Genomic DNA, 20,773 nt, shown 5'->3' on the forward strand with positions numbered 1-20,773 from the left:
GTCAGGCGTTGACGTACGTACGGATTGCTCCGAGCAGTTCTTCCCGCGTGAATGGCTTGGTGAGGTACTGCTCCGAGCCGACGATTCGGCCGCGCGCCTTGTCGAACAGGCCGTCCTTGGAGGACAGCATGATGACCGGCGTCGACTTGAATTTCTGGTTGCCCTTGATGAGCGCGCAGGTCTGGTAGCCGTCGAGCCGCGGCATCATGATGTCGACGAAGATGATCTGTGGCTGCTGGTCGGCGATCTTGGCCAGCGCCTCGAAGCCATCACTGGCCGTCACGACCTCGCAGCCCTCGCGCTTGAGCAGGGTTTCGGCGGTGCGGCGGATGGTCTTGGAATCGTCGATGACCAGAACCCGCAGGCCACCCAATGCCCCGGCTGGGGCCGTGTTGTCTGTCATTACCCTGTTTCCCCTTGCGCGCGGCGCTTCTTCATTCCCGGCACCGCTGCTTGGGTGTCTATATCCCAGTACGGGTGAAACCTGTCAAGCCCGACGTTTTTTTGGCGCTACCTGCATCACCGGCGCCATGCGACCTGCTGCCCACATGCCGGACGTGAAGGCCACCACCGGCCGGTCGCGACGGTGGGGATCGGCTAACATCGGCGACCTGCCCTCTCCCTGTTCCGGCCCCGCCCCATGCCCCTGGACGTCGTCGTGGTGATGGACCCGATCGGGTCGATCAAGATCGCCAAGGACACCACCTTCGCCATGCTGCTGGAGGCCCAGCGGCGCGGCCACCGGCTGCACTACGTGCGCCCCGGCGGGCTGTCCCTGCGCGACGGCCGCGCCTTGGCCATCGCCGCCCCGCTGCGGGTGCGCGACGACAAGGCCGGCTGGTTCGAGCTCGGGGACTACGCCGAGCTGCCGTTCGGCCCCGGCCAGGTGGTGCTGATGCGCAAGGACCCGCCGTTCGACGGCGAGTACCTCTACGACACCCATATCCTGGACATGGCCAAGGCTGCCGGCGCCGAGGTGGTGAACAACCCCCAGGGCCTGCGCGACTTCAACGAGAAGCTTGCCGCCCAGCTGTTCCCGCAGTGCTGCCCGCCGACCCGGATCAGCCGCGATCCGGCCGAGCTGAAGGCCTTCGCCGCCGAGCACGGCCGGGTGGTGCTCAAGCCGCTGGACGGCATGGGCGGGCGCTCGATCTTCCTCAGCCAGGCCGGCGATCCCAACCTGAACGTGATCCTGGAAACCCTGACCGAGGGCGGCCGCAAGCTGGCCCTGGCCCAGCGCTACATCCCTGAGATCACTGAGGGCGACAAGCGCATCCTGCTGATCGACGGCGTGCCGGTGGACTACTGCCTGGCGCGGATCCCGCAGGGCGACGAGTTCCGCGGCAACCTGGCCGCCGGCGGCCGCGGCGAGGGTCGCCCGCTGGGCGAGCGCGACCGCTGGATCGCCGCCCAGGTCGGCCCGGAGATGCGCCGCCGCGGCATGCGTTTCGTCGGCCTGGACGTGATCGGCGACTACCTCACCGAGGTCAACGTCACCAGCCCGACCTGCGTGCGCGAGCTGGACGCCCAGTTCGGCCTCAACATCGCCGGGCTGCTGTTCGACGCCATCGAGGCCGGGCCGGCCGCATGAGCACGGCGGAGGTGGCTGCCCCGCGCATCGGCGAGCGCCAGCGCCTGAGCGCGACCCTGGTGCTGTCGGCACTGGTCCACGGGATCGTGATCCTGGGCCTGGGCTTCGCCTTCCGCGGCGAGGCCCCGCTGGTACCGACCCTGGACGCGATCTTCAGCAACACCAGTACCGAACTGACGCCCGAGCAGGCCGACTTCCTGGCCCAGGCCAACAACCGGGGTGGCGGCGAACACGACCAGGCCCAGCGCCCGCGCGACAGCCAGCCCGGCGTGGTGCCGCGGCCCGAGGAAGGCGAGGCCCCGCTGCCGCAGGCGGCGCAGGAGCCGCCCCCCGCCCCCGAGACCCAGGCCCGGGTGGTGACCAGCCGCCGTGGCGAGCAGCCGGTACCGGAACCGCAGCCGCTGCAGCAGGCCGAGACCCTGCCCCCGGTGAGCCCGGCCAGGGCCGCGCGCGACGCCGAGATGGCGCGCCTGGCGGCCGAGGTCTACCTGCGTTCGGAGCTGTACGCCAAGCGCCCGACCCGCAAGTTCGTCTCCGCCAGCACCCGCGAGTACGCCTACGCCAACTACCTGCGCGAGTGGGTGGACCGGGCCGAGCGGATCGGCAACCTCAACTACCCGGACGAGGCGCGCCGTCGCCGGCTGGGCGGCCAGGTGGTGATCAGCGTAGGCGTGCGCCGCGACGGCACGGTCGAGAGCACCCGCATCCTGCGCTCCAGCGGCACCCCGCTGCTGGATGCCTCGGTCGAGCGCATCGTGCGCCTGGCCGAACCCTTCCCGCCGCTGCCGGAGACGAAGGACGGCGTCGACGTGCTGCACGTGACCCGTACCTGGGTGTTCAAGCCCGGCGGCCAGCTGCATACCGAATAGGCGCGCTGCCGGCCTGGCGCAGGAACGGAAAACGCCGGCCCGGGGCCGGCGTTTCCGTGTGCGGGGGTGCGTGGCGGGAGGTGCCGGTCAGTCGCCCTGCCACTTGCCCAGCGCGGCCTGGCCATTGGCGCGGGCACGGGCGTAGACCGCGTCCTGGGCCTTGCGCACGTTGTTCTTCATGTCCCGCGCCCACAGCTGCAGCGCGGCCTGCTGCATGGCACGGCCGTAGGAGAAGCTGAGCGTCCACGGGTTCGGGCCGAGCCGGTTCATCGCGTCCAGGTGCGCGGTGGCCGCCTCGTCCGGCTGGCCGCCGGACAGGAACACGATGCCCGGCAGGATCGCCGGCACCGTGGTCTTCAGGCACATCAGGGTGGACTCGGCCACCTCCTGCACGTCGGCCTGCTCCGGGCAGTCCTTGCCGGAGACGACCATCGAGGCCTTCAGGATCGTGCCTTCCAAGAGCACGTTCTGGTCGTACAGCGAGCCGAACAGCGAGCGCAGCACGGCCTCGGTGACCTCGTAGCAGGTCTCGATGTCGTGCTCGCCATCCATCAGCACTTCCGGCTCGACCACCGGGACCAGGCCCTGCTCCTGGCACAGCGCGGCGTAGCGCGCCAGGGCGTGGGCGTTGACGTCGATGCAGGTGCCGGTGGGGATGTCCTCGCCGATGGTGATCACCGCCCGCCACTTGGCAAAGCGCGCGCCAAGCCGGTAGTACTCCTGCAGGCGCTCGCGCAGGCCGTCCAGGCCCTCGGTCACCAGCTCGCCGGGGTAGCCGGCCAGCGCCACCGTGCCCTTGTCGACCTTGATGCCCGGCAGGATGCCGTGCCCGGCCATGTACTTCGCGAACGGCACGCCGTCGGCGGTGGACTGGCGGATGGTCTCGTCGTACAGGATCGCGCCGGAGATGTGCTCGGACAGCTTCGGCGTGGTCAGCAGCAGCTCGCGGTAGGCGCGGCGGTTCGCTTCGGTGTTGTCGATCCCGACCGCGGCGAAACGCTTGCCGATGGTCGCGGTGGACTCGTCGATGGCGATGATGCCCTTGCCGGGCGCGACGAGCGCCTGCGCGGTTTCGGCCAGCTGTTCGATGCTCATTGGGGGGATCCTGGGCGGGGGAACGGGGGTCCGAAAAGTATAGCGGTCGCCCCATGCAGGCCCGGTGCAGCGCGCGTGTTTCCCGCGCATCCGAAAGCAGACGGGCGCCCCGAAGGCGCCCGTCCGTCACGTCATGCCGCGAAACTTCGGCTTACAGGTCGCCCAGGCCGCTGGCGCGGCCGTCGGCACCGACCTCCAGCAGGCGCAGGGTGTTGGTCGCGCCGTGGGTTTCCATGTGCTCGCCGGAGGTGAACACCACGCGGTCGCCCGCCGCCAGCATGCCGGCGTCGACCAGCACGCGGATGCTGCCGCGCGCGGCCTCGCGCGGGGTCAGGCCACGGCTGTCGAAGTTGATCGGGAACACGTCGCGCATCAGCGCCATGCGCCGGCGCGCGCCGTCGTGGCGGGTGATGGCGTAGATCGGGGCCTTGGCACGGAAGCGCGACAGGTAGCGCGGGGTGCCGCCGGACTCGGTCATGGCCACGATCGCGCGCACGCCGATGTGCTCGGACAGGAACATGGTGGCCATGGCGATGGCCTGGTCCGCGCGCTCCAGGTTGCGCTGTGCGTTGGCGAAGTCGACCTGGCTCTGGAACTGGCGCTCGGCGCCGACGCAGATGCGCGCCATCGCCTCGACCGCCTTGACCGGGTAGGCGCCGGCCGCGGTCTCGGCCGACAGCATCACCGCGTCGGTGCCGTCGATCACCGCGTTGGCCACGTCCAGCACCTCGGCGCGGGTCGGGATCGGGCTCTCGACCATCGACTGCAGCATCTGGGTGGCGGTGATCACCACGCGGTTGCGGGCCAGCGACTCGCGGATGATCTTCTTCTGCAGGCCCGGCAGCTCGGCATCGCCGATCTCCACGCCCAGGTCGCCGCGGGCGACCATGACCACGTCGGAGGCGTCGATGATCTCGGCCAGGTTCTCGATCGCCTCGGTGCGCTCGATCTTGGACACCAGCGCCGCATCGGAGCCGTGCTCGCGGGCGATGCGGCGGGCCTCGTTCATGTCTTCGGCGTTGCGGCAGAAGGACACGGCGATGAAGTCCACGCCGATCTTGGCGACGATGCCGATCAGCTCCTTGTCGCGCTCGGTCAGCGCGCCCAGGGACAGGCCGCCGCCCTGCTTGTTCAGGCCCTTGCGGTCGGACAGCACGCCGTCGTTGAGCACGGTGCAGACGATGCGCACGCCATCGACCTGCTCCACCTTCAGCTGCATCAGGCCGTCGTCCAGCAGCAGCACGTCGCCGGCGGCAACGTCGCCGGGCAGGCCCAGGTAGCTGACGCCGACCTGGGTGGTGTCGCCAGCCGGGGCATTGGCATCGGCCACCAGGTCGAAGCGGTCGCCAGCCTTCAGCACCACCTTGCCCTCGGCAAAGCGTTCGATGCGGATCTTCGGGCCCGGCAGGTCGGCCAGGATGCCGACCTCGGCACCGACCTTCTGCGCGGCGACGCGGACCTCGGCGGCGCGCTTGGCCTGGCCGGAGGGATCGCCGTGGGAGAAGTTGAGCCGGACGACATTGACGCCCGCACGGAAGAGCGCCTCGAGGACGCCGGGCGGGTCGGTCGCCGGGCCGAGGGTGGCGAGGATCTTGGTACGGCGCAGGCGGTCGGTCATGTTGCGAGGTGGCTCCCTGAAAGGCAGGGAAAACTAACACAAAGGCCCCCGCGAACGGCAGCGCTGTCATGGTGCGCAAACCCGCATCAGGCAAGGATTTCTTTCCAGACAGCTACATACGCATGGGAATGGTGTTCAGGCTGGTGGTACCGCTACCAAGGACACCGTCGCATAATCGGGGGCGAACCCGTCTGCGCGCTCCCTCCGGGGGCCGGCCGGCCCGATGCCCGCTCCGCTTTCCAGGAACCGACATGACCAGCACCGACACCTCCTCCCCTTCCCGCCTGCAGCAGCTGCGCGAGCTGTCCGTGGTGGTGGCCGACACCGGCGACTACGACGCCATCGCCCGCCTGCGCCCGGTCGACTGCACCACCAACCCGACCCTGGTGAAGAAGGCCCTGGACCTGCCGGTGTACGCCGAGCTGATCGATCGCGAGCTGGCCTGGGCACGCACCCAGCCTGAAGCCAACCGCGCCGTGGTCGACGAGGTCGCCGACCGCCTGACCGTCGGCGTGGGCACCATGCTCAGCGCCCTGGTCCCGGGCCGCGTGTCCACCGAGGTCGATGCCGACCTGGCCCACGACACCGCCGCCACCGTGGCCAAGGCCCGCAAGTTCATGGCCATGTACGCCGAGCGCGGCGTCGCCCCGGAGAAGATCCTGATCAAGGTCGCCGCCACCTGGGAAGGCGTGGAAGCCGCGCGCCAGCTGCAGGCCGAAGGCATCGACTGCAACCTGACCCTGATCTTCAACCCGACCCAGGCCATCGCCTGCGCCGAGGCCGGCGCGTTCCTGATCTCGCCCTTCGTCGGCCGCATCCTCGACTGGTACAAGGCGCGCGGCCAGGTCCCGGCGACCATCGACGAGGACCCGGGCGTGAAGTTCGTCCGCGGCGTGTACGAGGAGTTCAAGAAGCGCGGTGCCGCCACCGTCGTCATGGGCGCCTCGTTCCGCTCGGTGGACCAGGTGCTGGCCCTGGCCGGCTGCGACCGCCTGACCATCTCCCCGGACCTGCTGGAGCAGCTGGACCAGTCCACCGGCCCGGTCGAGCGCAAGCTGGCCCCGGTGCCGCGCGAGGATCGCACCATCGCCCCGGTCACCGCCGAGAGCTTCGCCGCCGACCTGGCCGCCGACGCCATGGCCAACGAGAAGCTGGCCGAGGGCATCGCCGCCTTCGCCAAGGACCTGGACGCCCTGCGCAACGACATCGCCGCCCGCCTGGGCGCCTGAGCGTCGCGGGGCCCACCGCCGACCGGAATGAAAAAGGCCGCCCCACGGGCGGCCTTTTTCTTTGCGCGTGACCCCCGTAGCCCGGATAAGCGGAGCGCATCCGGGAACACGCAGGAACGGGTGATCCTGGAGACCCCGGATGCGCCACGCGGCCTTCGTCCGGGCCACGCTGACTCCCGCAACCGAAGCCTGGATCTCCACGCCGCGGAGGCCGTCGTCCCGAGGGGGCATGGCGCAAGCAGGCCATGGATGGCCTGCGCTCGCGCGTTGGAGCCACGGACGGCGTAGCCGCGCGATGCGCCGTGCCCCCTTGGGGCGGCGGCCCCGTCCGAAGCCAGCTATACCGCCGCTGCTGTTGCTTCGTTCCGATGGAGATCGGGGAGCGATGAATGACCTGACCGGAACGGGAAAGGCCGCCCCGTGGGCGGCCTTTTTCGTTGCGCCGGACACTTGCAGCCCGGATAGCGGAGCACATCCGGGGACACACCAGAATGGTGAGCCTGTGACCCCGGATGCGGCCTGCGGCCTTACACGGGCTACGCGGACCCCTACAACCGAAGCCTCGATCTCCACGCCCCAGAGGACGCCGCCCCAAGGGGGCATGGCGCAAGCAGGCCATGGATGGCCTGCGCTCGCGCGTTGGAGCCATGGACGGCGGAGCCGCGCGATGCGCCGTGCCCCCTTGGGGCGGCGGCCCCGTCCGAAGCCAGCCATACCGCCGTTGCCGTTGCTGTCACCTTTGCCCGAACGCCGCCCGCCGCCTCAGATCGGGCAGGACACCCCCGTCCCGCCCAGCCCGCAATAACCATTCGGGTTCTTGGACAGGTACTGCTGGTGCAGGTCCTCGGCGTAGTAGAACGGCGGCGCCGGGAACAGCAGCTCGGTGGTGATCGGCGGAAAGCCGGCTTCCGCCAGCGAAGCCTGGTAGGCCTCGAGGCTGGCCTGCGCCGCCGCGTGCTGGGCGCCAGAGTGGCAATAGATCGCCGAGCGGTACTGGGTGCCGACATCGTTGCCCTGGCGCATGCCCTGGGTCGGATCGTGGCTTTCCCAGAACACCTTCAGCAGCGTGGCGAAGTCCACCTGCGCCGGGTCGTAGACCACCCGCACCGCCTCGGTGTGCCCCGTGCGGCCGGAGCAGACCTCCTCGTAGGTGGGATTCGGCGTGCCGCCGCCGGCGTAGCCAACCGCCGTGGTGAACACCCCCGGCACCTGCCAGAACTTGCGCTCGGCGCCCCAGAAACAGCCCAGGCCGAAGTCCGCCACCTCCATGCCCGGGAACTCCCCGCGCAGCGGCCGGCCGTGGACGTGGTGCACGTTGTGCAGCGGCAGCGGCGTGTCGCGGCCCGGCAGCAGGTCTTCCGCGCGTGGCATGCGCTGCTTGTACGCACCGATGCCGAGCAGGGTTTGCAGGTCCATGGGGAGGTTCCTTCAGGCCGGCAGCAGGCCGGGGTCGGCTTCCGGGATGGGGTCCGCCGGGTCGTCCCGCAAGCCCGCCGCCCGCAACGCAGCGTCGGCCTCGGGCAAGGCGGCGTCCGGCACGCAGACCCGCAGCACCCCGAACAGCGGCAGTTCCCCGGCCCCGCCCAGCAGGTTCTCGCCGAACACGAAGGCCGGGATCCCGGCGTCCTCCAGCACGTGTTTCGCCAGATGGGCGTCGATCAGGTTGTGGGCGCGGTAGGCGACCTGCATGCGGACTCGCTCGGGATGGGGCCTGGCCCGAGCATACGCCGGCCCCGGATGGCGGCCCTGAACGGCCGCGCCGGCGCGGCCCGGTGGGCGCGGCGCTCGGCTAAACTTGCGGTTTGCCTTCGCAGCCCCCGCCACGATGTCCGAAGCCACCACGCCCGCCGCCGACGCCGCCCCCGAGAAGCGCGACTTCATCCGCCAGATCGTCCGCGAGGACCTGGCCAGCGGCAAGCACACCGCGATCAAGACCCGCTTCCCGCCCGAGCCCAACGGCTACCTGCACATCGGCCATGCCAAGGCGATCTGCCTGGACTTCGGCGTGGCCGCCGAGTTCGGCGGGCGCTGCAACCTGCGCTTCGACGACACCAACCCGGCCAAGGAAGACCCCGAGTTCGTGCGCGCCATCCAGGACGACGTGCGCTGGCTGGGCTTCGACTGGGCCAGTCTCCGCCACGCCTCGGACTACTTCGAGGTCTACTACCTGGCCGCGGAGAAGCTGATCAAGGACGGCAAGGCCTTCGTCTGTGACCTGTCGGCCGAGGAAGTGCGCGCCTACCGTGGCACCCTGACCGAGCCGGGCCGCAACTCGCCCTACCGCGAGCGCAGCGTCGAGGAGAGCCTGGACCTGTTCCGGCGCATGCGCGCCGGCGAGTTCCCGGACGGCAGCCGCACCCTGCGCGCCAGGATCGACATGGCCAGCGGCAACATCAACATGCGCGACCCGGCCCTGTACCGGATCAAGCACGTCGAGCACCAGAACACCGGCAACGAGTGGCCGATCTACCCGATGTACGACTTCGCCCACTCGCTGGGCGACGCCATCGAGGGCATCACCCACTCCCTGTGCACCCTGGAGTTCGAGGACCACCGCCCGCTGTACGACTGGTGCGTGGACAACGTCGACCTGGCCGGCCACCCCGAGCTGCTGGAGCCGCTGGTCGCAAAGGGCCTGCCGAAGGAAGCGGCCAAGCCGCGCCAGATCGAGTTCTCGCGCCTGAACATCAACTACACGGTGATGAGCAAGCGCAAGCTGACCCAGCTGGTCACCGAAGGCCTGGTCGACGGCTGGGACGACCCGCGCATGTACACCCTGCAGGGCCTGCGCCGCCGCGGCTACACCCCGGCCTCGCTGCGCCTGCTGGTGGACCGCGTCGGCATCTCCAAGCAGAACTCGGTGATCGACTTCTCGGTGCTCGAGGGCTGCCTGCGCGAGGACCTGGACGCCACCGCGCAGCGGCGCATGGCGGTGATCGACCCGCTGAAGCTGGTGCTCACCAACCTGCCGGAAGGCCACGAGGAATCGCTCACCTTCCCGAACCATCCGAAGGACGAGTCGCAGGGCCAGCGCCAGGTGCCGTTCTCGCGCGAGGTGTGGATCGAGCGCGAGGATTTCGCCGAAGTCCCGCCGAAGGGCTGGAAGCGCCTGGTCCCAGGTGGCGAGGCCCGCCTGCGCGGCGCCGGCATCGTGCGCATCGAAGAGGTGGTGAAGGACGAGGCCGGCAACGTGGTCGAGTTGCGCGGCTGGCTGGATCCGGAATCGCGCCCGGGCATGGAAGGCGCCAACCGCAAGGTCAAGGGCACCATCCACTGGGTCAGCGCCCGTCACGCCGTGGCCGCCGAGATCCGCCTCTACGACCGCCTGTTCGTGGTCGAGAAGCCGGACGACGAGTCCGACGGCAAGACCTACCGCGACCACCTCAACCCGGAGTCCAAGAAGATCGTCCGCGGCTGGGTGGAACCGGCCGCCGCCGGCGCCGCGCCGGAGCAGTCGTTCCAGTTCGAGCGCACCGGCTACTTCGTCGCCGACCGTTACGACCACACCGCCGAAGCGCCGGTGTTCAACCGCAGCGTGACCCTGCGCGACACCTGGGCCAACGGCTGAGCGTCCGCGCCTGAAGCCACGTGGCCGGCCCATGCCGGCCACGTTCCACCCGATGTCTCCTTCCGCCGCCAATCCGAACGCGCATCCCGGCCTGGCCCGGGGCGTGGCCAGCGGCGTGGCCGCCGGCGCGCTGTGGGGCCTGGTGTTCCTGGCGCCGCAGCTGCTGCCGGACTTCGGTCCGCTGCAGCAGTCGGTGGCGCGTTACCTCGCCTACGGCCTGCTCGCCCTCGCCCTGCTCGCACCACGCTGGCGCCGCGCCACCGCGCCGCTGGGCGCGCCGGAATGGCGCGCGCTGGTGGTGCTGAGCCTGCTCGGCAACCTGCTCTATTTCGTGCTGCTGGCCAGCGCGATCCATGCCGCCGGCGGTGCCGCGACCGCGCTGATCGTGGGCCTGGTGCCGGTGGTGGTGACCGTGGCCGGTGCACGCCGGCGCCACGCCGCCGGACCGCGCCTGCGCGTGCTGGCCGGACCCTGCGTGCTGTCGGTGCTGGGCATGGTGCTGGTGGCGATCGACGCGGTGCGGGCCGGACGCGGACTCGGCGGCGATGCCGCCAGCAGCGTCGGCGGACTCGTCTGCGCGGTCGGCGCGCTGGTGTCGTGGTCGGCGTATTCGGTCGGCAACGCACGCTGGCTCGAGCGGCGCCCGGACATCTCCAGCCGCGACTGGTCGCTGCTGACCGGCGTGGCCACCGGCGGACTCGCGCTGCTGCTGTTGCCATTGACGCTGTGGAGCGCGACCACGCATGGAAGCAGCGCCTGGCTGCGCCTGCTGGCGATCTCCGGCGCGCTGGCGCTGTTCGCCTCGGTGATCGGCAACGCCTTCTGGAATGCGGCCAGCCGGCGCCTGCCGCTGAGCCTGGCCGGGCAGATGATCGTGTTCGAGACCCTCTTCGCCCTGCTCTACGGCTTCCTGTGGGAATGGCGGCTGCCCGGCCTGCTGGAACTCGCGGCGATCGCCTGCCTGCTGGCCGGCGTGCTGTGGTGCGCCGCGCTGCACGCACCCGGCGACAGGCCGGCCCACGCCGGTTAGCCCCGGTCATGGGCAGGTCGATACACTGCACGCCCCCGCATCCCCCGAAGAGAACCATGCTGCACGCCCAGGTCCACCTCACCCTCCCGGTCTGGATCCACGACGCCGTCGATCCGTCCGCCGTATTCGCTACCGACGAGGAGAAGGTGGCGCTGGCCATCGAGCTGTCGCGCCGCAACGTCGAGGCCCGCAGCGGCGGCCCGTTCGGCGCGGTGGTGTTCGGCCCGGACCACCGCGTGATCGCCACCGGCGTGAACCGCGTCGTGCCGCATACCACCTCGCTGGCGCATGCCGAGAACATGGCCTACATGCTGGCGCAGCAGAAGCTGCAGACTCCGCGCCTCAACGACGTGCTCGCGCCGGTGACCCTGGCCACCTCCTCGCAGCCGTGCTGCCAGTGCTACGGCGCCACCATCTGGGCCGGCATCGACCGCCTGCTGATCGGCGCCCGCGCCGAGGACGTGATGGAGCTGACCGAGTTCGACGAAGGCCCGCTGCCGGCCGACTGGACCGGCGAGCTGGGACGCCGCGGCATCAGTGTGACCCGCGACATCCTCCGCGACCAGGCCCGCGAAGTGCTGCGCGCCTACGGCGAAAGCGGCGGCGAGAAGTACTGATGCCCTCCACGCCGGGAACCCTGCGATGAACGGACTGCTCGGCTACTGCCGCCAGGGTTTCGAGCCGGAACTGGCCGCCGAACTCGGCGAGCGCGCTGCCGCGGCCGGGATCGCCGGCTATCCGCGCGCCAGCCGCGACGATGGCTACGTGCTGTTCGTCACCGGCGACGAAGCCGATGCGCGTGCGTTGGACCGCGCCCTGCCCTTCCGCGACCTGGTGTTCGCACGGCAGAAGCTGCGCCTGCTGGCCGAGCTGCGCGGCATCGATCCGAAGGACCGGCTCACCCCGCTGCTGGCCGCGCTGCCGGAAGGCCTGCGCGTGGGCGACCTGTGGGTCGAGCACCCGGATTCGGACGCGGGCAAGCCGCTTTCCGGCCTGGCGCGCAGCTTCGGCAACGCACTGCGCCCGGCCCTGCGCAAGGCCGGCGTGTTGAGCGCAAGGGAAGACGCGCGCCTGCCCCGGCTGCATGTGTGCCTCCTGGCCGGCGACCACCTGCTGCTGGCCCTGGCCGACCCGCGCGACAGCTCGCCGTGGCCGCTGGGCATCCCGCGCCTGAAGCTGCTGCCCGATGCGCCCTCGCGTTCGGCGCTGAAGCTGGAGGAGGCCTTCCTGGCCCTGCTCGGCCCGGAGGAGCGCGAGCGCCAGCTGAAGCCCGGCATGACCGCCGCCGACCTCGGCGCCGCGCCCGGCGGCTGGACCTGGGTGTTGACCCGCCACCACCTGCGGGTGACCTCGGTCGACAACGGCCCGCTGCGCCAACACGTGCTGGACACGGGACTGGTCGAGCACCTGCGCGCCGATGGTTTCCACTGGAAGCCGGCGCAGCCGCTGGACTGGATGGTGTGCGACATGGTCGAGCAGCCCAGCCGGGTGGCCGCGCGCATGGCGCAATGGTTCGCCGAGGGCTGGTGCCGGCAGGCGGTGTTCAACCTCAAGCTGCCGATGAAGAAGCGCTGGCAGGAGACCCGGCTGTGCCTGGACCTGTTCGCCGCGCAGGCGGGCAAACCGCTCACCATCCGCGCGCGCCAGCTGTACCACGACCGCGAGGAGATCACGGTCCTCGCCATGCCGGCAGGCTGAGCCGTCGGCTTCCGCGTCGCCACCGCATGCGGTGGCGCTGTCGCATCGGGCTTCGCGACAGCACCGGCTGCCGTTTCCGGCAGCCGGGCGTGGCCTATTCGCCCGCTGCGTAGGGCGAGCGCACCGGCTGCGGCTGGCGGCCGAGGCTGCCGCCGTAGCGGTCCAGCAGGAAACGCAGGTACAGGTTGGTACCGAACTGCTGGTAGTCGCGCGCGTTGTTCATGTCCAGGCGGCCGCCCAGGAACAGCTGCCGCGACAGCTGCCATTCGGCGGCCGCGCTCAGGTTGTAGGACACGCCGGTCTTGGTCTGGCCGTCGTACACCGGCTCGATGTACTCCGGGGTCAGGCCCAGCATCGCCGCCAGCGAGGCGGCTTCGTAGGCGGCGGCCTGCAGCTCGGGATTGCCGGGGAAGTACGGCGCCGCGTCGACCTTGAAGTGCTGCACGCCGACGCTGGCATCGACCTGCCAGGCCAGGCGGCGGCTGGCGCTGCGGCCGTTCCAGTGCGCCGGGAAGCCCAGGTCGAAGTAGGACTGCGGGCTGAAGTAGCCGCCGTGGCCGTAGGTGAAGCCGCTGAGGTTGAGGTCGTGGCGCATGGCGGTGAGGTTCAGGCCGGCGGTCAGCGACTGGTTGGCGGTCTCCAGCGCATGCACGTACACGCCCACGCTCGCCTCCTGGCGCTCGTTGGCGGCCACGTTCTCGCCTTCCAGGCGGTGCCAGCCGAAGTTGGCGTAGGTACCGATCAGGCCGTTGTCCATGGTCGCGTCGACCTTGGCGCCGGTGGCGGTCACCCCGCCCCACTGCATGCCGGTGCGCGGATCCTCGACGCCGGCGAAGGACAGCAGGCTGTCGGTCATCGCCCGGCGCGAGGCGGCCACGCCCCAGGTCACGTTGTCGCCGGCCTGGCCGCGGTACTGCACGCCGCCGACCACCTGCGACTCCTGGAAGCCCAGCGGCGAGCTGCCGATGTCCACGCGCAGGCCGCCACGCTCGTAGGCCACCGAGACGCCGGCACCGCTGGCGTCCTGGCTACCGACCGGGCGCGCGCCGGCGGCGTTGGCCACCATCGCGTACAGGGTGTCCTGGAAGGCCAGCGGGGTCTGGCTGGCGCTGGAACCGCGCGCCAGGCCCTGCAGCTGCGCCTGCTGCTCGGCGGTGAGGCCGCGCGCCAGGGTGGCGTTGCCGAGGATCTGCGAGGCGATGTCGCCGATCGGCAGGTTCGCCAGGTCGCGCGAGAGGATGTAGCTCGGCAGCGGATCCTCGTACAGCGCCGCCAGCGCCGCGGCGCGGCGCTCGGCATTGGTCAGGGCGCCGTCGGTCAGGTTGAACAGCTCCTGGTAGCGGCCGCTGGACAGGGCGATGTCGTACAGCAGGTTGCGGGTGGCGTTGGTGTCGCCACGGGTCAACAGCAGCTGGTACAGGCTGGAGCCGACCAGTTCGTCGACCGGCTCGCGGTCGGCGGCCAGGGCACCGGCCAGGGCCGCCTGCGGGCCGCCGCCGAAGCGGCTGGCCACGCCGTACGCGGCGTCCATGCTGCCGGCGTCGAGGATGGTCGGGGTGACGGTCACCCGCAGCTTGCCCTCGCCCACCGCGAAGCGACCTTCCAGCGGCACCTCGAGGTCGTCGAGCCGGCCCAGGCCGGCCTCGCCGTCGCGGCTGCGGTAGGCCGAGGCCACGCCCAGCTGGCTGCTGTTCTGGCCCTGCAGCTCACGCAGCTCGTCCAGCACCGGATTGCCGCTGCCGGGCTGCGGCCGCGCCGCGGTCGCCAGCGAGGGACGCGGCGCGTCGGCCACGGCCACCGGTTGGCCCGGGACCGGCAGCGACAGGCCACCGACCACCGGGGCCGGCTGCAGGTTGGCGGCCTGCGCCACCGCTGGCGGCGGCAGGTCGTTGGCGCGCACTGGCGCCGGATCGTAGGCCACGGCCTGCACCGGCGCCTGCACCGCCACCGGTGCGCTGGAGGCGAACATCGGCGCGGCGGGCGCCGCGGCCACCGGCTGCGCGGCCAGCGGATCGAAGCGCTCGCCACGCAGGGCGTTGCCACGTGCCTGGCCGCCGGTCAGGCCGGCAAACGGGTTGAACGCGCGGCCACCACTGCCGGCCAGCGCGGTGCTGGCGGCCGGATAGCCATGGTCGGTCTGGCCGGCGTTGCGCGCCTGGGCGGCGATGGCGGCGCGGAAATAGCGCTCGGCCTTGCGGTTCTGTCCGGCGGAGCGGTACACGCGGCCGGCGCCGGCCAGCACGTCGGGCGACTGGGGCTGGCGGGCCAGCGCCTGCTCCAGGTAGTACTCGGCCGTCTCCATGTCGCGCAGCGCGGCGGCGCTGCCGGCGGCGGCAACCATCGCGTCGACGTCGCCCGGGGCCAGCTGCTGCTGCTGCTGGTACAGGGCCAGGGCCTGGCGCTGGTCGCCGGCGGCGGCGTACAGCCGCGCCAGCGCGGCCACGGTGCGCGGATCCTGCGGCTGCTGGGCCAGGATCGGGGCCAGGGTCTCGTAGGCGGCCTCGAGGTTGCCCATCTCGCGCAGGGCGTCGACCTGGCGCAGCACGTAGCCGGTGCGCAGGTCCTGGTAACGGCTGGCCTGGGCCGGGGTCATCGGCGCGTCGGCCAGCTTGCGCAGCAGCGCCGACAGCTCCACGTCCTGGCCGGCGCGCAGCAGCACCGAGGCGTACTGCAGGCGTTCCTCGGTTCCGGCGTCGGGGCCGGCCAGCAGGCGCTGCGCCAGTACCAGCGCGCGCTGGCGGCTGCCGATGCCGGCATAGGCTTCGGCCAGGGCGCCGGCGGTCTCCGGGCGCTGCAGGCGGTCGCCCAGCGAGGCCTCCACCCGGGCCAGCAGCAGCTGCGCCTCGCCGGCGCGCTCCTGCGCGGCCAGCTGGCGGGCCTGCGCGGCCTGCACGTGGATCCAGGCCACGTCGTGCAGGGACGACATCGCGCTGTCGCGCGAGGCCGGCGGGATCCGCTCGAGGTTGGCGTAGACGCTGCCCCAGTCGCCCTGCTCCTGGGCGTAGACCGCGGCGGCGTGCAGGGTCTGCGGCGATTCGTCGATGGCCAGCAGGCCGTCCATGATCCCGCGCGCCTGGTCGGGGCGGCCGGCGCGCTGGTACAGGCGCGCCAGTTCCAGCCGCAGCCACGGGTCGCGGCCGTCTTCCAGCAGCGCGTCCTCGAGCTCGATCCGGGCGGTGTCCAGGTCGCCGGCGGCCAGCGCCTCCTGCGCCCGCGCACGGGCCAGCGAGGCACGCAGCGCACCTGCGCCACCGGCGCGCTCGCGCTGCTCCGGGGTCAGGCGTTCGTAGAGTGAGGCGGCCTCGGCGGCACGGCCTTGGCGACCGAGCAGGCCGACCAGGCCCTGCAGCGCGCCGGCGTTGGCCGGATCAAGCTCCAGCGCCTTGCGGTAGCCGGCCTCGGCGGCGGCCGGGTCGCTGCCTTCCTGCAGCTGCGCCAGCAGCACGTGGCCAGCCGGTTCGCGCGGCACCAGCTGCACCGCCGCGGACACCTTGCGCACCGCGTCGGGGCCGCCGTTGCGGGCGCCCTGCAGGGTCACCCAGTACTGCGCGGTGTCGGCGGCCTGCTTCCACTTGCGGTTGGCCGCGGCGGCCGGGCGCAGCAGCTCGCTGGCCTCGGCGAAACGCTGCTGGCGCAGGCGCACCGAACCGAGCCCACCCATCGCCTCCGGATCGCGTGGTCGCGCGCGCAGGACCTGGGCGAACCGCGCCTCGGCCACCGCGTCGTCGCCGCCTTCCAGGGCGCGGAAACCCTCGGCCAACAGGCGCTGGTTCGGGTCCTGCTGGGCTGCACCGCCGGTGGCCTGGTCGCGCAGCTGCGCGCGCTTGGCCGCGACCTCGCGGTCGTTGGGCTGGATCTTCAGGAACTCGTCGTACAGCGCGGCATCGGCGCGGGTGGCGTTGAGCCACAGCAGCGCCTGGCGCCAGGCCGAGCGCGCCGGGCCGCCGACGTCGTCGCGCGAGGCCAGGCCGCGCAGGCGGGTGATGCCCTCGCGCCGGGTCGGCTCGCGGTAGGTCAGCACCTGCCCCAGCGCCAGCGAGGCGGCCGGGCTGTTGCTGTTGCCGGCGACCCGGCGCAGGCCGTCGCGGGCGCGCTCCCAGCCGTCCGGGGTGCCGGCCAGCACCTGGTAGTACTCCAGCGCCAGGTCGTCCGGCGGACCGCCCTTGCCGAAGGCCTGGTCGTAGGCGCGCACCGCCTCGGCGTAACGGCCGGCGGCGGCAGCGCGGCGCGCGGTCTGCAGCGCGTTGTTGCTGCCGCCGCTGCCGCCACCACCGCCCAGGGCCATGCGCAGGCGGGTCGCCTGCGGCGAGTCCGGATGGCTGGACTGCAGCTGGGTCAGCCGGCGCTGCGCCTCGGCACGGCGGCCCTGGTTGAGGTCGATCAGGGCCAGGCCGAGCAGCGCGTCGGGCTGGTTCGGATCCACCGCCAGCAGCTTGCGCCAGGCCTCGGCGGCCAGGTCCTCGCGGCCCTGGTCCTGCCAGTAGTTGCCCTGGTTGACCAGCTGCTGGGTGGCCGAGGGCGACTGCGCCAGCAGCGGCGCCGCCAGCACGGACAGGCCCACCAGGCAGAGCGGTTTCAGCGTTTCACGGAACATGGCGTACTCCAGGCGGGGTGCAGGCGCCCGTCGGCGGCGATACGGTAGCGGCGATCCATCCAGCCCTTGCCGAACAGCACGAGGCAGCGGTCGTAGTAGGTAAGCGAATCGGCGGCCGGGCCGGAGGTCGGCACCAGCGCGGCCTGCGCCCGGGCCAGCGCGTGCTGGCCCTGGCTGGCGAGGTAGGGCAGCAGGGCGGCGGCGAAACCCGGCGGCGGCGCGCCCATGCCGACGCCGTTGCGCACGTCGATCTTCTCGGCGAATGCACCCTGCGCGCGCAGCATCCGCAGCGGCCCGGCCAGCGCGGCCATCAGCGGCTTGCGCAGCGGATCGGACGGACTGGTGATGCCGGCCCACAGGTAGGTGCGGATGGCGTCGTAGCTGCCCATCGGGCCCTTGTCCGGGTCGACCACGAAGGCCTTGCCGTTCCAGCGGGTCCAGTCGGGGGCGAAGCCATTGGGTGAGGCCTGGCGGACCAGGGCCACGCTGCGCTCGGCCAGCCTGCCCCACGGTCCCTTGCGGTCGTGCGCGGCGAAGCGGCGGAACGCGAACAGCGGCAAGTAGCAGGGATTGAGGGTCCAGCTGCCGGCATGCACGTAGCCATGGTTGCCCGGCAGCAGCATGGTGCCGAAGCCGGGCAGCTCGGTGACCTCGGCCTTGTTCATCAGCGCCAGGATCTGGCGCCCGGCCTGGACGAAGCCGGGGCGGTTCCACAGCCGGCCGGCCTCGAGCAGGGCGTAGGCGATCCACAGTTCGCCGTCGGAGGCGGTGTTCTGGTCCAGCACCCGCCAGCTGCCGTCGCCGGACTGGCCCCACAGCCATGCCGGCAGGTACAGGTCCGGACGGCCGTTGCTGAGGTTGCGCCGGGTCCAGGCCAGGATCCGCTCGAACAGCAGCTGGTCGTTGTCGACCAGGGCGAAGAACAGGCCGTAGGACTGCGACTCGGAAGTGCTGCGCAGGTCGGCGTTGACGAAGTCCACCACCCGCCCGTTGTCCTCCACGTGGCGGTCGACGAACCGGCGCCAGTCGGCCCAAGGGCCCAGGCAGGCCGGTGGCTCCGCCGGTGCGGCCAGCACGTGCGCCGGCAACGCCCCGGCGATGGCGGCCGCGACCAGCGCGCGCAACGTGCCGCGGCGCGCCTGGTCCGGGCCTTCGCTCATGCCTTGCATCTTCTTCAACCGCCCGCCCTGGTCCTCGACGCCGCACGACGCTGCAGCAGCCAGCGCGCAACCATCGCCAGCAGCAGGCTGGCCAGGCACACCAGCACCGCCAGCCACAGCGGGTGGTTGCCGAAGAACCAGCGCATCGCCGTCAGCGGCGGCAGCTTGCCGACATGGTAGGTCTGGTTGCCGGCCAGGCTCACGACCTTGTCCCGCTGCAGCAGGACCACGCTGCCCTGGAACGCGGCCAGCTTCTCCGGATCGAACCAGGCCTCGAACAGGCGCGCGACCTGGGCCGGGTCCTCGGCCTGCAGCGCGACCACGCTGCGGCCACTGCGCAGCGGCGATTCGAAGCCCATCAGGACCACGTCGCCGGCTTCCGGACGCACCGCGACCTCGGCCGTGGTCGGCAGGTCGGTGCGGCGCGAGTCGGGCGAGAAGAAGAACGGGGCGTGGCGCTTGAGCCAGTCGGTCAGCGCATAGCTGCGGCTGCCGTCCCGGGTGTTGCCCAGCGGCAGGTGGGAAGCCCAGCGGGTGAACAGCGGCTGCGAGCGGCTGGAGCCCAGCACCACCAGGTCGTGGCCGGCGTACTGCTCGACCTGGGCGGCATTGACCACCTGCGCGCGCAGCGCCGGGTAGCCGGTGGAAGCACCCATGCGCCCGAACAGCGCCAGCGCGTTGGCCACGTCGTCCTGGCCCGGGTTGTCCGGCATCACCACCGCGGTCTCGGCCAGGTCGGCCAGGCGGGTGAACGGGAAGCCTGCATTGCCGAACGCCGCCAGGTTGGGCATGGCGATGAAGTGCGGGAAGCCGCTGACGTCGATGGTCGAATCGCCGTCGATCGCCGCCGACACGTCCGGGAACGTGTTCTTGCAGGCCTCGGCCACCGGGCGGTCGAAGAAGAAGTGGAAGCGCAGCTGGCTGCTGGACGAGAACGGACCGGTCGGCAGCATCAGCGGCTGCTCGATCGGCATCTGGCCCTTGGCCTTGAGGCTGTTCCACAGCCGGACCGGCGCCGGGCGCGCGTGCGGGCGGCCGTTGAGCGGCAGGGTGGTGACGAACGCATCGTTGATGCTGACGTTCATCGCTGACTTGTCCGCGCCCTCCGGCAGGGTGTAGCGGTAGCGCAGGTTGACCGGGATGCCATCGCTCTCCCACACGAACAGGTCAGGCGCCAGCTGCAGGCCGATGCGGATCAGGTCCGGGTGGTAGCCGCGCACGTTGAGCGCGGCCTGGTCGCGCACCAGCTCGTCGAAGCGTACCGGGCGGTCGCTGGGCACCCAGTTGGGGGCGTCGTAGGGCTTGCGCGGCTCGACTTCCCTGTAGCCCTGCACCACCGCCAGCTCGCCCGACAGCGGCGTGCCGAGCGACATGGCGCTGGCGGCGACGCGCAGCTCGGCCTCGTCGCGGCCAAGCACCAGCAGCAGCTTGCCGTTGGGATCCTGCGGATGGTTGGTGATGGCCAGGGTCGGGCCGTTGATCTCGGGCAGCTGGATGCCCGGCGGCGGGTTGCGCGTGGTGCCGAACACCACCGCGTTGCCCTGCACCGGCAGCATGCCGGTGTAGGTCGGGAACAGCGCGCCGCGGTATCCGGCCTGGGCGCCGAACCAGGAGGCGGCCACGCCGGCGGCCTGCACGGTGGCGTTGGACGGCTGGCCCGGGAACACGAACGGCAGTTCCAGGCGCGAGGTGTCGCGCGGGTCGAAGAACGGCAGCGGCAGCAGCGACAGGTCGTTGGCCAGCTGCAGCGGCGCCCACGCCAGCTCGACATAGCTGCCGCGGTCGATATTGGCCCACAGGCTGGTGTGGTCCGGGTCCTCGCAGTCCCGGGTGTAGTGTCCGATCAGCTGCAGGTTGATCCAGTTGTGGTCCACGAACAGGCGCGGATCCAGTTCGATGTCGCGCTCCAGCTCGCGGCCGGCATCCTCGGACGGCACCGGCACGGTGGCCGCGGTGACGCCGTTGACCGTGACCTTCAGGTGCGACAGGTCCGGCAGCAGGGCCGGCGAGTAGCTGTACTTCAGGTGCAGGGTGGCGCGCTGGATCACCTGGTCGCTGCGCACCGGGAACGGCACGCCGGCCGTGCCCTGGATGCCGCGCAGGGTGATCTCGTAGTCGATGCCGAGCTGGCGCAGGGTCGAGCGGCTCTGGCGCAGGTCGGCGGGAACCGGCGCCAGCGGCGCGAGCGGCCCGGTGGCAGGCATCGGATCCACGGCTGCGGCCGGGTCCTGCGCGTGGGCCAGTCCGAACAGGAAGGCAAGGGCGAAGGCGGCCGGGGTTCTCAGGCGCATGCGGTTGGCGGCAGGCTGGTTGGAATGGGA

15 protein-coding genes are annotated in these 20,773 nt (G+C 71.7%); 7 read left to right on the forward strand and 8 right to left on the reverse strand.

Going from position 1 to position 20,773, the window contains the following annotated elements; translation table 11 throughout:
- Position 1 precedes the first annotated feature (1 nt).
- Complete coding sequence (gene pilG, locus PSESU_RS12045) at positions 2–403, reverse strand: twitching motility response regulator PilG (protein ID WP_013536059.1); 402 nt, start codon at positions 401–403, stop codon at positions 2–4.
- Positions 404–640: 237 nt separating this feature from the next.
- On the opposite strand from pilG, the gene gshB reads away from it, so the two are divergent.
- Together gshB and PSESU_RS12055 are read left to right on the forward strand one after the other, a co-directional pair.
- Positions 641–1,591: a glutathione synthase gene (gene gshB / locus PSESU_RS12050; protein ID WP_013536060.1), complete on the forward strand. Its 951-nt coding sequence runs from the start codon at positions 641–643 to the stop codon at positions 1,589–1,591.
- Complete coding sequence (locus tag PSESU_RS12055; RefSeq protein WP_013536061.1) at positions 1,588–2,460, forward strand: TonB family protein; 873 nt, start codon at positions 1,588–1,590, stop codon at positions 2,458–2,460. Before gshB ends, PSESU_RS12055 begins: the two co-directional genes overlap by 4 nt.
- 87 nt (positions 2,461–2,547) lie before the next feature.
- On the opposite strand, the gene PSESU_RS12060 is transcribed toward PSESU_RS12055, so the two are convergent.
- Together PSESU_RS12060 and pyk are read right to left on the reverse strand one after the other, a co-directional pair.
- Positions 2,548–3,555, reverse strand: a complete 1,008-nt coding sequence (locus tag PSESU_RS12060; protein WP_013536062.1) for a class I fructose-bisphosphate aldolase — start codon at positions 3,553–3,555, stop codon at positions 2,548–2,550.
- Positions 3,556–3,706: 151 nt separating this feature from the next.
- Positions 3,707–5,173, reverse strand: a complete 1,467-nt coding sequence (pyk, locus tag PSESU_RS12065; protein WP_013536063.1) for a pyruvate kinase — start codon at positions 5,171–5,173, stop codon at positions 3,707–3,709.
- A 251-nt stretch (positions 5,174–5,424) separates the two neighbouring features.
- On the opposite strand from pyk, the gene PSESU_RS12070 reads away from it, so the two are divergent.
- The gene (locus PSESU_RS12070; protein ID WP_013536064.1) at positions 5,425–6,402 is read left to right on the forward strand and encodes a transaldolase; all 978 of its coding nucleotides are present in this window, start codon (positions 5,425–5,427) and stop codon (positions 6,400–6,402) included.
- 762 nt (positions 6,403–7,164) lie between these two features.
- On the opposite strand, the gene msrA is transcribed toward PSESU_RS12070, so the two are convergent.
- Together msrA and PSESU_RS12080 are read right to left on the reverse strand one after the other, a co-directional pair.
- The gene (gene msrA / locus PSESU_RS12075) at positions 7,165–7,803 is read right to left on the reverse strand and encodes a peptide-methionine (S)-S-oxide reductase MsrA (protein WP_041764930.1); all 639 of its coding nucleotides are present in this window, start codon (positions 7,801–7,803) and stop codon (positions 7,165–7,167) included.
- A gap of 27 nt (positions 7,804–7,830) precedes the next feature.
- Complete coding sequence (locus PSESU_RS12080; RefSeq protein ID WP_013536066.1) at positions 7,831–8,091, reverse strand: DUF2007 domain-containing protein; 261 nt, start codon at positions 8,089–8,091, stop codon at positions 7,831–7,833.
- Between the two features lie 136 nt (positions 8,092–8,227).
- Between PSESU_RS12080 and PSESU_RS12085 the strand changes: the two genes are divergently transcribed.
- From PSESU_RS12085 to rlmM, 4 genes are read left to right on the forward strand one after another with little or no spacing between them, the layout of a single operon-like run.
- On the forward strand, positions 8,228–9,970 hold the full coding sequence (locus PSESU_RS12085) for a glutamine--tRNA ligase/YqeY domain fusion protein (protein WP_013536067.1): 1,743 nt from the start codon (positions 8,228–8,230) through the stop codon (positions 9,968–9,970).
- 52 nt (positions 9,971–10,022) lie between these two features.
- A complete protein-coding gene (locus PSESU_RS12090; RefSeq protein WP_049782348.1) occupies positions 10,023–11,000 on the forward strand; it encodes a DMT family transporter in 978 nt (325 codons plus the stop codon).
- A gap of 56 nt (positions 11,001–11,056) precedes the next feature.
- Positions 11,057–11,617, forward strand: coding sequence for a nucleoside deaminase (locus PSESU_RS12095; RefSeq protein WP_013536069.1), 561 nt, complete (start codon positions 11,057–11,059; stop codon positions 11,615–11,617).
- 25 nt (positions 11,618–11,642) lie between these two features.
- The gene (gene rlmM / locus PSESU_RS12100; protein ID WP_013536070.1) at positions 11,643–12,698 is read left to right on the forward strand and encodes a 23S rRNA (cytidine(2498)-2'-O)-methyltransferase RlmM; all 1,056 of its coding nucleotides are present in this window, start codon (positions 11,643–11,645) and stop codon (positions 12,696–12,698) included.
- A 94-nt stretch (positions 12,699–12,792) separates the two neighbouring features.
- Here rlmM and PSESU_RS12105 read toward each other — a convergent pair whose 3' ends face one another.
- The 3 genes from PSESU_RS12105 to bcsB are packed head-to-tail and all read right to left on the reverse strand — an operon-like array spanning position 12,793 to position 20,743.
- Positions 12,793–17,292 carry a cellulose biosynthesis protein BcsC gene (locus PSESU_RS12105; protein ID WP_013536071.1) on the reverse strand — a complete coding sequence of 1,500 codons (4,500 nt, stop codon included), beginning with the start codon at positions 17,290–17,292 and terminating at the stop codon, positions 12,793–12,795.
- Positions 17,274–18,461 carry a cellulose synthase complex periplasmic endoglucanase BcsZ gene (gene bcsZ / locus PSESU_RS12110; RefSeq protein WP_013536072.1) on the reverse strand — a complete coding sequence of 396 codons (1,188 nt, stop codon included), beginning with the start codon at positions 18,459–18,461 and terminating at the stop codon, positions 17,274–17,276. The genes PSESU_RS12105 and bcsZ overlap by 19 nt, the downstream gene beginning before the upstream one ends.
- Before the next feature lie 5 nt (positions 18,462–18,466).
- Positions 18,467–20,743: a cellulose biosynthesis cyclic di-GMP-binding regulatory protein BcsB gene (bcsB, locus tag PSESU_RS12115; RefSeq protein ID WP_041764936.1), complete on the reverse strand. Its 2,277-nt coding sequence runs from the start codon at positions 20,741–20,743 to the stop codon at positions 18,467–18,469.
- Positions 20,744–20,773 lie beyond the last annotated feature (30 nt).

The sequence above is a fragment of the Pseudoxanthomonas suwonensis 11-1 genome (assembly GCF_000185965.1).
Classification (GTDB): Bacteria; Pseudomonadota; Gammaproteobacteria; order Xanthomonadales; family Xanthomonadaceae; genus Pseudoxanthomonas; species Pseudoxanthomonas suwonensis_A.